At 67.8% G+C, this 13748-nt stretch carries 10 protein-coding genes and 1 pseudogene; 5 read left to right on the top strand and 6 right to left on the bottom strand.

Features of this window, described 5'->3' with window-relative positions; genetic code table 11:
* Positions 1-6 precede the first annotated feature (6 nt).
* The 6 genes and pseudogenes from FDA38_RS13405 to FDA38_RS13385 form a co-directional block, all read right to left on the bottom strand.
* Positions 7-1146 carry a class I SAM-dependent methyltransferase gene (locus FDA38_RS13405; RefSeq protein WP_170989725.1) on the bottom strand — a complete coding sequence of 380 codons (1140 nt, stop codon included), beginning with the start codon at positions 1144-1146 and terminating at the stop codon, positions 7-9.
* A gap of 14 nt (positions 1147-1160) precedes the next feature.
* Positions 1161-1811, bottom strand: a complete 651-nt coding sequence (locus tag FDA38_RS13400; RefSeq protein WP_137254365.1) for a PIG-L deacetylase family protein — start codon at positions 1809-1811, stop codon at positions 1161-1163.
* Positions 1811-2665: a glycosyltransferase family protein gene (locus tag FDA38_RS13395; RefSeq protein WP_202877672.1), complete on the bottom strand. Its 855-nt coding sequence runs from the start codon at positions 2663-2665 to the stop codon at positions 1811-1813. The genes FDA38_RS13400 and FDA38_RS13395 overlap by 1 nt, the downstream gene beginning before the upstream one ends.
* A 29-nt stretch (positions 2666-2694) precedes the next feature.
* Positions 2695-3585, bottom strand: coding sequence for a class I SAM-dependent methyltransferase (locus FDA38_RS13390; RefSeq protein ID WP_380090511.1), 891 nt, complete (start codon positions 3583-3585; stop codon positions 2695-2697).
* A gap of 150 nt (positions 3586-3735) precedes the next feature.
* Positions 3736-3918 (bottom strand): annotated as a pseudogene (locus tag FDA38_RS43670) (class I SAM-dependent methyltransferase); the annotation flags it as partial.
* Positions 3918-4979, bottom strand: coding sequence for an NAD-dependent epimerase/dehydratase family protein (locus tag FDA38_RS13385; RefSeq protein WP_137254363.1), 1062 nt, complete (start codon positions 4977-4979; stop codon positions 3918-3920). The pseudogene FDA38_RS43670 and the gene FDA38_RS13385, both read right to left, overlap by 1 nt.
* Before the next feature lie 169 nt (positions 4980-5148).
* On the opposite strand from FDA38_RS13385, the gene FDA38_RS13380 reads away from it, so the two are divergent.
* From FDA38_RS13380 to FDA38_RS13360, 5 genes are read left to right on the top strand one after another with little or no spacing between them, the layout of a single operon-like run.
* Positions 5149-6471 carry a UDP-glucose dehydrogenase family protein gene (locus FDA38_RS13380; protein ID WP_137254362.1) on the top strand — a complete coding sequence of 441 codons (1323 nt, stop codon included), beginning with the start codon at positions 5149-5151 and terminating at the stop codon, positions 6469-6471.
* Complete coding sequence (locus FDA38_RS13375) at positions 6468-7703, top strand: glycosyltransferase family 4 protein (RefSeq protein ID WP_202877671.1); 1236 nt, start codon at positions 6468-6470, stop codon at positions 7701-7703. The genes FDA38_RS13380 and FDA38_RS13375 overlap by 4 nt, the downstream gene beginning before the upstream one ends.
* A 1-nt stretch (position 7704) precedes the next feature.
* Entirely contained in the window at positions 7705-9624 is a 1920-nt protein-coding gene (gene asnB / locus FDA38_RS13370) for an asparagine synthase (glutamine-hydrolyzing) (RefSeq protein ID WP_137254360.1), read from the top strand.
* Positions 9625-9633: 9 nt separating this feature from the next.
* Positions 9634-11781, top strand: a complete 2148-nt coding sequence (locus FDA38_RS13365; RefSeq protein WP_137254359.1) for a bi-domain-containing oxidoreductase — start codon at positions 9634-9636, stop codon at positions 11779-11781.
* Positions 11778-13727, top strand: coding sequence for a heparinase II/III family protein (locus tag FDA38_RS13360; RefSeq protein ID WP_202877670.1), 1950 nt, complete (start codon positions 11778-11780; stop codon positions 13725-13727). The genes FDA38_RS13365 and FDA38_RS13360 overlap by 4 nt, the downstream gene beginning before the upstream one ends.
* The last annotated feature ends 21 nt before the right edge of the window (positions 13728-13748 follow it).

Below are 13748 nucleotides of genomic sequence, written 5' to 3'. Positions count from 1 at the left end.
CCCGATTCACCTTGCGTCTTGACGACGAGTCCCCATCTCGTGTGGCTCGGGCAACGGGACCAGGTAGGTGGCGCCCCAGCCGCCATCAGCTTCGAGTTGCGCGACGATCTCGTCGGCGATATCCCAGGTCAGTACGAGGACGACGTCCGGCCGCGCGGCCTTCAGCTCCTCGATCGGGCGGATCGGCACCATGCAGGCACCAGGGATCCGGCGGCCGTGTTTACCCGGCGCCAGATCGACGGTGAACGGGAGCAGATCCGTCGTCACCTTGCTCAGGTCCAGCAGCACCGGCGCCTTCGACGGCGCGCCGTACCCGAGTACCGTGCGGCCCGCCGCCTGGTGGCGGGTCAGCTCTTCGTGCAGGGCGCCGGCCGCGTGCCGGGCAGCCTCGTGCAGGCTGCCGAGCTGGACCTCGTCGGCGATCCCGGCCGCGTCCTCGTCCTCCAGCACCACGTCGACCGATGCGTCCGGCCGGGCGTCCTCGGTGTGCCGCAGCATCACCATCAGGCTCCCGCCGTACATCTCGGCCTGGGTCACCGACTCGACGGTCAGACCGTGCAACGCGGCGATGTTCCGGAGTGCGCGCAGCGAGACGTACGCCCAGTGGCCGTGCCGGATCGTGTCGAACTGGTTGCCGATGAACAGCGGCAGCAGGTGGTGGAACTCCATCACCAGCAGGCCGCCGGGCGCGAGCCGATCCGCCCGCAGCTTCAGCGAGTCGCCGTACTGCGGCTCGTGCACGATCCCGTGTACGTCGACGACCAGGTCGGCCTTCTCACCGTCGCCGGCGAGCCGGCAGCCCGCGACGTACAGATGATCGAGCCAGGATCCGCCATGGGGACTCCCGAACTCGAAGACGGTGCCGCCGCTCAGTTCGGGGTGATCGCTGAGGATCTCCTTGACCGAAGTCTCCGCATGCGCGCGGCTGGTCGCCGACTCGACGGCCAGCGGCTCCTCGGCCAGCTGTGCCTCGACCGGACCGAGCTGCACCAGCGTGCAGTCGCGGCACAGCCACAGCGAGAGCGGCCAGCGCGGATCGGGACCGGCGTCCTCGGCCGGCGGGAAGTGGTCGGCGAGCGGCTGGTCGCCGACGTTAACCACGAGTACGACGTTCTCCGACGCGCACCCGCGACAGTTGAAGCTCACTGCTGCCCCCTCGGTCACCATGTCAATGTCGCCTTGGCCGTGGTGAAGGCCTCGGCGTACGTCGCCCGGCACTCCATCCCGCGCAACCGGGCCAGCCCGGAGAAGACCTCTTCGTCGAACCAGTCGTGCGGGACCTGGGACGGGTACGCCTTGTGCAGCAGCGCGACCTTCTCGCGCATCTGCTCCTCGGACAGCTCGACGTACAGCCACGGCCGGCTGATGTCGCCGTCCCACTTGGGGATCTCGTAGTGCAGCACCAGGTGGTTGCGCCAGACGGTCGGCGCCAGCTCGGCGATCAGCCGGTGGTCCTGATGCGCGTCGTGCTTGCTCGGGGCAAACACCAGGTCGGGGCGACGGCTCCCCCGAGCCGTTGCCTCGAGCAACTCCTTGGTCTGGTTCCAGTACGCCGGCAGCCGGCCGTCCGGCAGCTCGGCCGAGGTGACGCTCACCTCACAGTCCGGCAGGAACAGCTCCGCCGCGCGGCGGGCCTCCTCCAGGCGCAACGGCGTACCGGTCGCGATCACGAACTCGGCGGACAGCTCCGGCACCGACTCGGCCAGCTTCAGCAGCGTGCCGCCGCAGCCGATCTCGATGTCGTCCGGATGCGCGCCGAGGGCAACCAGGTGGACCGGCCCGTCGATCAGGCCGAGCTGGAACGGAAGCATCAGATCGCCACCACTACCGGCGCGTCCGCCGACACCGCGGGTTCCTTGTCCAGCACCTGTGCCTGCTGCTGGCGGACCTGGTGGCTCCACAGCGCCCACGGCTTCTTGCCGGACCGGTACAGCTCCTCGAGCTGGCTCCGCTCCTTGAGCGTGTCCATCGGCGCCCAGAACCCGTGGTGCGGGATGGCCTCGAGCTTGCGCATCGCGGCCAGCCGCGGGAACGCGTCGCCGACCAGGTCCTCGCCCTCGTGCAGGACGTCGAAGATCTCCTTCTTGATGACGAAGAACCCGCCGTTGATCCAGACGTTCAGGTCGACCGCCGACCGCAACCCGGTGACCCGGGAGTCGGTGCCGAACTCGACCGTGTGGAACGACGCCTGCGGCGGCACCGCGAGCAGGCTGGCGGTGATGTCGCTGGTCATCACGTGATCGACGATCTTGTCCATCGGCGCGTCGGTGAGCACGTCACCGTAGTTGGCCAGGAAGGCGTCGTCGTCCTCCAGGAACGGCCGGACCCGGCGCAGCCGCTCACCGATCGAGGTGTCGATGCCGGTGTCGACGAAGGTGATCTTCCACTCGCTGATGTCGGAGTCGAGCAGCTCGATGTGCTCGCCGCCCTTCGTCATCACGAAGTCGTTGGAGACGGTCTCCTCGTAGTTCAGGAAGTAGTTCTTGACCGCGGCTCCCCCGAAGCCCAGGCACAGGATGAACTCGGTGTGGCCGAAGTGCGCGTAGTACCGCATGATGTGCCACAGGACCGGCCGGTCGCCGATCGTCATCATCGGTTTCGGTGCGGAATCGACGCCGCTGCGCATCCGCAGCCCGAGGCCCCCGCAGAAGATCACGACCTTCATCTGACTTTCCTTCCCCCCACGACTTTCGTTCAGATCACTTCGAGCTGTGGGATGGGTACGACGAACTTCGCGCCCCATTCCCGTGCGTAGCCGAGCTGATGGACGATCTCCGCGCGCAGGTTCCACGGCAGGATCACGATGTAGTCGGGGCGCGTCTCGGCCAGGCGCTCCGGGGCGAAGATCGGGATGTGCGTACCGGGCAGGTACATCCCGTGCTTGTGCGGGCTGCGGTCGACCGTGTACGGCAGCAGGTCCTCGCGGATGCCGCAGTGGTTGAGCAGCGTGTTCCCCTTGCCGGGAGCGCCGTACCCGGCCACCGTCTTGCCTTCGCGGCGGGCCTGGATCAGGAACTCCAGCAGGTCGGACTTGATCGCGAACACCTCGTCGGCGAACCCCAGGTGGCCCTCGACCGTGTGCAGGCCGGCGTCCTTCTCGTCCTGCAGCACCTTCCCGACCAGCTCGGTCGGCTCGCCGGCGGTCTCGACCGGCGTACTGAACAGCCGCAGCGACCCGCCGTGGCTGGCGAGCTCCTGTACGTCGACCACCTTGAGGCCGGCCTTCTCCAGCGCCAGCGCGGCGGTCTTCAGCGTCAGGTACTGGTAGTGCTCGTGGTAGATCGTGTCGTACTGGCGACGCTCGATCAGCCGCAGCAGGTGCGGGAACTCCAGCGACACCAGGCCGTCGTCCTTCACCAGCGCGCGCAGGCCCTTGGCGAAGTCGACGATGTCCGGCACGTGCGCGAACACGTTGTTGCCGACGACAAGATCCGCCTGCCCGTGCCGGGCGGCCGCGTCCTTTCCGGTCTCCTCGCCGAGGAAGTAGCTCTCGGTGCGGATGCCGTTCTCGTTCGCGATCTTGGCGATGTTCGCGGCCGGCTCGATGCCGAGCACCGGGATGCCGAGCGCGGTCGCGTGCTGCAGCAGGTAGCCGTCGTTGCTGGCGGCCTCGACGATCAGGCTCTCCGCGCCGAGGTCGAGTCGCTCCTGCATGTCGACGACGAACCGGCGGGCGTGCTCCACCCAGCTGGTCGAGTACGACGAGAAGTACAGGTAGTCGCTGAACACGTCGTCCGCGGCGACGTACGCCGGGAGCTGGACGAGCAGGCAGTTGTCGCAGATCCGCACATTCAGCGGGTAGAACGTCTCGCCGCTGTCGATCTGGTCCGCGCGCAGGTAGCTCTCACAGGGCGGCGACATGCCGAGGTCGACGAAGGTGCGCGTCAGTTCCGCACCACAGATCCGGCAGCTGTTCATCACTGCATCTCCTTCGGTCCCGGGAACTGCCCGTCGGTCTGGCGCCGCAGCTGGCCGTCGACGAGTCCGGCGCCGAGCAGCTGCTGGATCCGGCGCAGGCGGACGAACTGGGCGGAGTTGAAGTCGTCGAGCGTGAGGCCGTGCCGCTGGTAGGCGTCGTACAGCTCCTCGACGCCCTTGCGGACGGTCCACTGCAGCTGCAGCTCCGGGAAGGTGTCGTTGAGCTTGCTGAAGTCGACCTTGTAGTTGCGCAGGTCCGGACCGGCGCCCTCAGCGATCGACAGCGTCGAGCCGGGCACCGCCTCGCGGACCATCTCGGCGATGTCGCGGACCTGGACGACGTCCTCGGACCGGCCGACGTTGAACGCCTCGTCGTGGATCACGTCCCGCGGCGACTCGAGCACGGTCAGGAACGCGCGGCTGATGTCCTCGATGTGGACCAGCGGGCGCCACGGCGTACCGTCGCTCTCCAGCCGGACCTGACCGGACGTCAGCGCGATCGCGGTCAGGTTGTTGACCACGATGTCCAGCCGCAGCCGGGTCGACGCTCCGTACGCGGTCGCGTTGCGCAGGTACGTCGGGCTGAAGGTGTCGTCGGCAAGCTTCGACAGCTCCTGCTCGGCCAGCGCCTTCGTCTCGCCGTACGCCGTGACCGGGAACATCTCGGCGTCCTCGCCGACCGCCTCGGAACCGGCCGCGCCGTACAAGCTGCACGACGACGCGAACAGGAACCGTTCGACGCCCGCGTCCTTGGCGGCCTGCGCGACGTTCAGCGTGCCGTCCAGGTTGACCGAGTACGTCGCCGCCTTGTCCAGGTTGCCGAGTGGATCGTTCGACAGGGCGGCCAGACAGACCACCGCGTCGTACCCCTCGAGCTCCCGCGCGGTCACGTCCCGCATGTCCCGCGGCGCCCTGTCCCCGATCGGGTCCGGCCCGCCGAGCAGGTCACACCCTTCGTACAGGCCCGTATCCAGACCGTCGACGCTATGCCCGGCGGCGCGCAGGAACGGCACCATGACGGCCCCGATATAACCCCGATCCCCGGTGACCAGAACCCTCATTCGTCTTCCCCTCACCCCAGCCCAGTCCCCTGTCGCCCATAAAGAACCCCGGGACAAGCGCCTGATACAGCCAATTTGTTCTGATCGCGTGTATCAGGACGGTGCCGCGGCTGCTCTCATGGGCGCTGCGGACGTGGGGATGCCGCGTCATGAGCCTGTGGGGGGCGTTATGAAGGTTGCCGTATTCGGCTTGGGCTATGTGGGGTCGGTGACGGCTGCTTGTCTGGCTGCTGCTGGGCACGACGTCTGGGGAGTCGATGTCGATACCGCGAAGGTCGATCCGATCACTCAGGGACACAGTCCGGTGGTCGAGCCTGGTCTGGACGAGCTGGTGGCGGAGGGAGCGACCTCGGGTCGCCTGCACGCGACCACCGATCCACGGATCGCACTCGAGCGGGCCGATGTCTCACTCATCTGTGTCGGTACGCCGTCGACTCCGGCGGGCAGTACTGATCTGACGTACATCAAACGCGCGGTCCGCGATATCGCCGAGGCCGCGCAGACCGTGGTCCGGCCGGCGTCGGGGTTCCACAGCATCGTGGTCCGCTCGACGGTTCCGCCGGGCACGGTCGACGAGATCGTCGAGAAGGTGCTGGCCGACGTACCGCCGCCGGAGGGTCTGACCTTCGGTACGGCGATGTGCCCGGAGTTCCTGCGGGAAGGATCCGGCCTGGCCGACTTCTACGCGCCGCCGTTCGTTGTCGTCGGCACCCGCAACCCGAAGGTCGGTACCGCTCTGACCGACCTGTTCAGCTTCCTCGGCACGGAGGTGGAGGTCGTCGACGTCCGGACGGCCGAGGCGCTCAAGTACGCCTGCAACGCGTTCCACGCCACCAAGGTCTCGTTCGCGAACGAGATGGGCCGGATCTTCCGGCACTTCGGGGTGGACTCGCGTGAGGTGATGAAGATCTTCGTCCAGGACACCAGCCTGAACATCTCGCCGTACTACCTGAAGCCCGGTTTCGCGTTCGGCGGTTCCTGCCTGCCGAAGGACCTGCGCTCGGTCCTGCACCTGGCCCGGATGAACGACACCGAGCTCCCGCTGCTGGCGGGCACGCTGGCCACCAACGAGCGGAGCGTCCGCGACGTCGTCGACCGCGTGATCGCCGGCCCCGGTCGCGAGATCGCGCTGCTCGGCCTGAGCTTCAAGCACGCCACCGACGATCTGCGCGAGAGCCCGAACGTCGAGCTGGCCGAGCGGCTGATCGGCAAGGGCTACAACCTGCGCATCTACGACGCGATCGTGAACCCGACCCGGCTGGTCGGCGCGAACCTCCGCCACGTGCAGTCGAAGCTGCCGCACCTGCAGCGCGTCCTGACCGACGACCCGACGGCGGCGCTCGCCGGCGCCGACCTGGCCATCGTCTCGGCCACCGACACCGCCGCGATCAACGCTCTGCTCGAGGCGCCGCCGGCCCGCACGATCGACCTGATCGGCCGGCTCGGCGCCGACGTCGAGGCGCTGCCCGGATACGAAGGAGTGGGCTGGTGAGCGGTCCGCGGGTCCTCATCATCATCCAGAACCTCTGGGTGCCGTTCGACCGTCGCGTCTGGCTGGAGTGCCAGGCGCTGGTGGCGAGCGGGTACGACGTGACGGTCGTCTGCCCGAAGGGGCCGGGCGACCCGGCGTACCAGGTCATCGACGGCGTCACCGTGCACAAGTACAAGGCCTACGCGCCGGGCGGCAGCAAGATCAGCTTCGTCTGGGAGTACGCGTACTCGTTCCTGCTGACGCTGCGGCTGGTCTTCCGGGCCCGCAAGGCCGGCAAGTTCAAGGTGATGCAGGCCTGCAACCCGCCGGACATCTTCTGGCCGATCGCGATGCTGCTGCGCCGGCTCGACGGAACGAAGTTCGTCTTCGACCACCACGACCTGTGCCCGGAGCTGTTCCAGTCCCGCTTCGGCGGCACGACCAGCCTGCCGTACAAGGGTCTGCGCTTCCTCGAGCGGACCACGCACCGTACGGCGGACCACGTGACGTCGACCAACGACTCGTACCGCCGGATCGCGATCACCCGCAGCGGCAAGGCGAACCACGACGTGACCGTGGTCCGCACCGGGCCGGACCCGGACAAGCTGCAGCGCGACCCGGCCGCCGTGGACGAGACGCTGCGCCGCGGTCACCGCTACCTGGTCACGTACATCGGCGTGATGGGACCGCAGGACGGTGTCGACATCGTCGTCCGCGCGGCCGACCACATCGTCAACAACCTCGGCCGCAAGGACATCGCGTTCACGCTGATGGGCGGCGGCGACTCGTTCGACGAGGTCGTCGCACTGCGGCACGACCTCGGCCTCGACGAGTACATCGAGTTCACCGGCCGGGTGCCGGACGAGACCGTGCGCGCGGTGATGTCGACCGCGGACATCGGCCTGTCCCCCGACCCGAAGAATCCGCTCAACGACGTGTCGACGATGAACAAGACCATGGAGTACATGGCCTTCGAGCTGCCGGTCGTCGCCTTCGACCTGATCGAGACCAAGGTCTCCGCCGCGGACGCCGCGGTGTACGTCGAGCCGAACGACGTCGCGCAGTACGGCGAAGCGATCGTCGACCTGCTCGACGACGAGGTACGCCGGCGCCGGATGGGCAAGTTCGGCCGCGAGCGGGTCGAGCAGGTGCTGGCGTGGAAGCACCAGCAGAAGGCCTACCTGCAGGTGTACGACGCGTTGACCGGTCACGTCAGCCACATCGGCGACGTCGCACGCGCGACGGGGTCCTGACGTGTGCGGGATCGCCGGCTGCTACCAGCAGCACGACGGGTTCGCACTCGCCGAGGCGATGAGCGACCGGATCGCCCACCGCGGTCCGGACGCCGACCGGATCTACGCGTTCGACGAGGGCGACGTACGGGCGTTCCTCGCGCATCGCCGGCTGTCGATCATCGACCTGTCGTCAGAGGCCGACCAGCCGTTCAGCAAGCGCGGGCTGACCATCTGCTACAACGGCGAGCTCTACAACTACAAGGAACTGCGCGCCGAGCTGTCCAAGGCCGGCGTCGGCTTCCGCACCAACGGCGACACCGAGGTGGTGCTGGAGGCCTGGCGCCGCTGGGGTCCGGACGCACTGAAGCGGTTCCGCGGCATGTTCGCGTTCGCGATGCTCGACGAGGACAGCGGCAGTATGTACCTCGCCCGCGACCCGCTCGGCATCAAGCCGCTGTACTTCCTCCGCCGTGAAGCCGGAGTCGTCTTCGCCTCCGAGCTGAAAGCGCTCGTCACAGCTGTCGGGTCCGAGCTGCGGACCGAGCCCGGGGCGCTGATCGCGTCGATGCTCTACTACTGGCTGCCCGAGCAGCGCTGCGCGATCGACGGGGTGGAGAAGCTTCCGCCGGGCTCGTGGGCCGAGTTCCGGCCGGACGGCAGCAGCCGGCACGAGATGTACTGGCGGGTGACCGACGTCGCGACCGAGGCCGCTGCTGGTCCGCCCGCGGATCTGCGCACGATCATCGAGGAGTCGGTCGCCGCGCACATGGTCGCCGACGTAGCGGTCTCCACGTTCCTCAGCGGCGGTCTGGACTCCAGCCTGGTGACCGTGCTGGCCAAGCGCATGGATCCGAGCGTCGACTCGTACACAATCACGTTCCGGGCGCAGGACCAGAAGCTCGAAGCGATGCCCGACGACGCGATCTACGCGCGCAAGGTGGCGCAGCAGTTCGGCATCGACCTGCACGAGATCGAGATCGCGCCCGATGTGGTCGAGTTGCTCCCGCGGATCGTCGACATTCTCGACGAGCCGATCGGCGACCCGGCCGCGATCAACACGCTGCTGATGTGCGACACCGCGCGGGACGCCGGCGTGAAGGTCCTGCTGTCCGGGATGGGCGCCGACGAGCTGTTCGGCGGTTACCGCAAGCACCTCGCGTGCGTGATGGGAGCGCAGTACCAGCGGCTTCCCGGCGTACTGCGTAACGGGGTGATCGGGCCCGCCGTACGGCGGCTGCCGGTGACGGTGAACGGTCGCGGCCTGCGGTACGCGCGCTGGGCCAAGCGGTTCGAGACGTTCGCGAACCTGTCCGAGGAGACGGCGTTCCGGCGCAGCTACACGATGTACGACGGGGATCAGCTGGCCGGACTGTTGAGCCCGGACCTGGAGCCGTACGTCGGGAAGCTGCTGTCCGAGCATGCCGACATCTACCACGACACCACGCTCGACGATCACGTCAACCGGATGTGCCTGGCGGACTCGCGGATGTTCCTGCCGGGGCTGAACCTGGCGTACACGGACCGGTCCAGCATGGCGGCGTCGACCGAGGTACGGACGCCGTTCGTGGACCCGATCGTGGCGCGGGCCGCGTTCTCGATCCCGGGCAGCGAGAAGATCCACCGCCGGGTCAGCAAGCTGGCGTTGAAGAAGGCGGCCGAGGCCTGGCTGCCGAAGGAGATCATCTACCGGCCGAAGGCGTCGTTCAGTGCGCCGCTGCGGGCCTGGGTACGGAACGACCTGCGCGAGCTGGTCGACGACACGCTGCTGCGCGGTGAGCTGGTCGGCAGCGGGTTCCTGCAGCGGGCCGCCGTACAGAAGCTCGTCGACGACGAGCGGGCCGGGCGCGAGGACTACTCGAAGCAGATCTGGCAGTTGCTGACGCTGGAGACCTGGACCAGGCATATGCGTGACCTCGGCGTCACCATCACTTCTCTCTGAGGGACGGACATGAAGCAGGTTGCACAGAACTACAAGTCCGGTGAGCTGGCTGTGCTGGACGTGCCTCCGCCCACCTGTGCGCCCGGTGGCGTGCTGATCCGTTCGCTGTACTCGCTGATCTCGACCGGCACCGAGCTGATGAAGGTCGGCGAGGCGAAGCTGTCGCTGGTCGGCAAGGCGAAGGCGCGGCCGGACCAGGTGCGGAAGGTGCTGGACTCCGTTGCGCAGCAGGGCGCGTTGAACACCTACAAGAAGGTGATGAACAAGCTCGACTCGTACACGCCGCTCGGGTATTCGCTGTGCGGTGTGGTTGTGGAGGTCGGGGCTGGTGCGGAGGAGTTCAGTGTCGGGCAGCTGGTTGCCGCGGCGGGGAACGAGTTCGCGCTGCACGCGGAGTACAACTGGGTGCCGCTGAACTTGTGCGTGCCGGTGCCGGATGGGGTGCCAGCTGAGCAGGCCGCGTTCTCGACGGTTGGTGCGATCGCGATGCAGGGTGTGCGGCAGGCCGAGGTGCAGCTTGGTGAGACGGCTGTGGTGATCGGGCTCGGTCTGGTCGGGCAGCTTGTGGTGCGGTTGCTGGTTGCGGCCGGGGTTCGGGTGTTCGGGATCGACACCGTTGCGGATCGCTGCCGGATGGCGGAGAAGGCCGGTGCGCTGGCGTGCTCGTCGGCTGATGAGGCGGGGATCGCGTCCCTGGAGCGTGCTCTGCTCGAGGCGTCGAACGGACTTGGCGCCGACCGGATCCTGCTTGCTGCCGGTGGTCACTCCAACGGTCCGGTCGAGACAGCTGCTCGCCTGGCTCGTGACCGTGCTCGCGTCGTCGACATCGGCAAGACAAAACTCGACCTGCCGTGGAACGCGTACTACGACAAGGAACTGGACGTCCGGTTCTCCCGCTCCTACGGCCCCGGCCGCTACGACGACCGCTACGAACTCGAAGGCATCGACTACCCCGCCGGCTACGTCCGCTGGACCGAACGCCGCAACCTCGAATGCTTCATCGACCTCATCGCCCGCGAACAGATCGACGTAGGCTCCCTCATCGCCGGCCAGTTCCCGATCGCCGACGCCACCGACGTCTACCAACAACTCAGCTCAGGCGCGCTACCCGGCGTCGGCTTCCTGTTCGAGTACCCCGACGTACCTCAGCAGGAGACCGCACCGACGGCAACTGTCGCCCGAGCTGCGAACCCGACCACTGGATCTGTCCGTCTCGGGTTCGTGGGTGCTGGGAACTACGCGTCGAGCATGCTGCTGCCTCATCTGCAGAAGGATGAGGACGCGGTGTTGGCTCGGGTGGCGACGAACAAGTCGTTGTCGGCGGCTAATGCTCAGCGGCGGTTCGGGTTCGAGCAGATTTCTACGGATGCGCAGGAAGTGCTGTCGGACGACAGGCTTGACGCGATCTTCGTGGTGACCCGGCACAGTACGCATGCGGAGTTGGCGTGCCAGGCGCTGGAGACCGGGAAGGCTGTCTTCGTCGAGAAGCCGCTCGCGCTGACCGACGAGGAGCTCGACCGCATCGTCGCCACGGTTGATGCCACCGGCAACGACCGCCTGATGGTCGGGTTCAACCGCCGGTTCGCACCACTCCTGACCGACCTCAAGGGCCGCTTCGGCGACCCCGGCGGCGCCTTCTCGCTGCGCTACCTCGTGAACGCCGGCAAGCTCGACTCCACCAGCTGGTACCTCGACGCCGGCAAGGAAGGCACCCGGTTCGCCGGTGAGGGCGGCCACTTCATCGACACCCTGACCTGGTGGCTGAACAGCCTCCCGACCGAGGTGTACGCCGTACCCGGTCCCGACACCGGCGACGTCATCGTCACGCTCCGGTTCGCCAACGGCTCGGTCGGCACGATCAACTACGTCGCCGGCGGCAACTCGCGCTTCCCGAAGGAGACGCTCGACATCACCGGCGGCGGCCGCAACGGGCGGCTGGACAACTTCCAGAGCGCGTCGGTGTGGACCGGCCGCAAACCGTCCACCCGCAAGACCCGCAGTACCGACAAGGGCCAGCGGATCGAGCTCGAGGCGTTCGTCGCCGCGGTGAAGTCCGGCGGCCCGATGCCGATCTCGTTCGACGAGCTCGTCGCCACCACCCGGGCCACGATCGCGGTCGACCGCAGTCTGGCGAGTGGCAAACCGGAGAAGGTGTGAGCCGCCAGCCCCTGGGCTGGTACGTCCGCCGCCTGCGCCGGATGTCCCCCACCGAACTCATCCTGCGCGCTCGCGACACCGGACGCCGTACTGCCTGGGCCTACCAACAGGTCAGGCCCGGGCAGAACACGGCCGTCCACCTCCCCCTCCGCAAAGAGCTGACCTTCAGTACGACGCTCCCGGCGCACACCGCCTGCGCCGTACCGGAGGACGCCCGCAAGGCCGTCATCCAGACGGCCGACGCGATCATGGCCGGCAACCTCGAGGTCCTCGGCGTCGACCGGACCGACCTGACCGAGCCGGACTGGTTCCGCGACCCGATCACGGGCCGCCGATCGGACCCGGCGCAGTACGTCTTCAAGCTGAACCACCGCAACGAGGAAGCCGTCGGCAACATCAAGCAGGTGTGGGAGCTGTCCCGCCACCACCACCTGACCCAGCTGGCCGCGGCCTGGTTCCTGACCCACGACGACCGGTACGCCGAACGCGTCGCCGACCACCTCAACGACTGGTGGCGGACGAACCCGTTCCTGTCCGGCGTGCACTGGGCCAGCGGTATCGAGATCGGCATCCGCCTGATCAGCTGGACGTGGATCCGCCGCCTGCTGAACGACTGGCCGGAGATCACCGACCTGTTCGAGCACAACGAACTGGCGCTCCAGCAGATCTATTGGCACCAGCGCTACCTGGCCGCGTTCCAGAGCCATGGCTCGTCGGCGAACAACCACGTGATCGCCGAGGCCGCCGGACGGCTCGTCGCTGCCTGCGCGTTCCCGTGGTTCTCCAAGAGCACCCGCTGGCGTCAGGACGCGGCAGCCCTGCTGGAGAAGGAACTCGACGCCAACACCTTCCCCTCCGGCGTGAACCGCGAACTGGCCACCGACTACCACCGCTTCGTCTCCGAACTCGGCCTGTACGCCGCTCTGGAAGCAGACTGGTCCGGCCACCCACTCAGTCAGAAGACGTGGGCACTGCTGACCCGCACGATCGACGTGGCCGCGGCAATCGTCGACACGACGCTCCGCCCACCACGCCAGGGCGACGACGACGAGGGCATGGTCCTGGTCCTCGATCCGCCGGACATCCACCACTGGTCGGCGTTCCTGTCGCTAGGAGCAGCCGCCGTCGGTGCAGCGCCCTGGTGGCCGGACAGCCCGCCCACTGCGACGTCGTACATCATCAGCTCGTTGGTCAAAGAGCAGCAGCCAGACCGACCCGCCGTACGACCGGATCATTTCGAGGACGCGGGTCTGACCGTTCTGCGGAGCAACGACGACGGTCCGGAGATCTGGTGCCGCGCGGACGCCGGTCCCCACGGCTTCCTGTCCATTGCAGCCCACGCCCACTCCGACGCGCTCTCGCTCGAGGTGCGGGTCGACGGCGTCGACATCCTCGCCGACCCCGGGACGTACTGCTACCACGGCGAAGAGGAGTGGCGGAACTACTTCCGCTCCACGATCGCCCACAACACCGTCGAGGTCGCGGGCGCCGAACAGTCCACCCTGGGCGGCGCGTTCCTCTGGCTGCGCGGGGCGACCGGCAAGGTACGCCGGTATGCGCCCAACAGCTGGGAGGCCGAGCACGACGGCTACCGGGTCGGCGATTCACCTGTGACACATCGGCGGACCGCAGTACTCGACCATGGCGTACTGCGGGTTGAGGACCGGCTCGACGCGGCGTCCGACGTACGTATTGCTTGGCATCTGGGGCCAGAGGTGTCTGTCGAGCTGGACCGGTCGACCGGACGGCTGGAGTGGTCGACCGGCACGGCGATCGTCGAGTTGCCGGCCGGACTGACCTGGACGGCACACCGGGGTGGCAACGATCCGTTGCTGGGCTGGTACTCACCGCGATTCGGCCGCAAGGTGCCCAGCACGACCCTGATCGGGACCGGAAAACTGGCCGCAGAACAGCCCGCGGTGAGCACCTTTCGATTCCGGTCCTGATCTGTATCACCCTCCGTCCGC

Source organism: Kribbella jiaozuonensis, from assembly GCF_005233875.1.
GTDB classification, from domain to species: Bacteria; Actinomycetota; Actinomycetes; order Propionibacteriales; family Kribbellaceae; genus Kribbella; species Kribbella jiaozuonensis.
The sequence above is the reverse complement of the archived record's forward strand: the minus strand, read 5'-3'. Positions and strand labels throughout refer to the sequence as shown.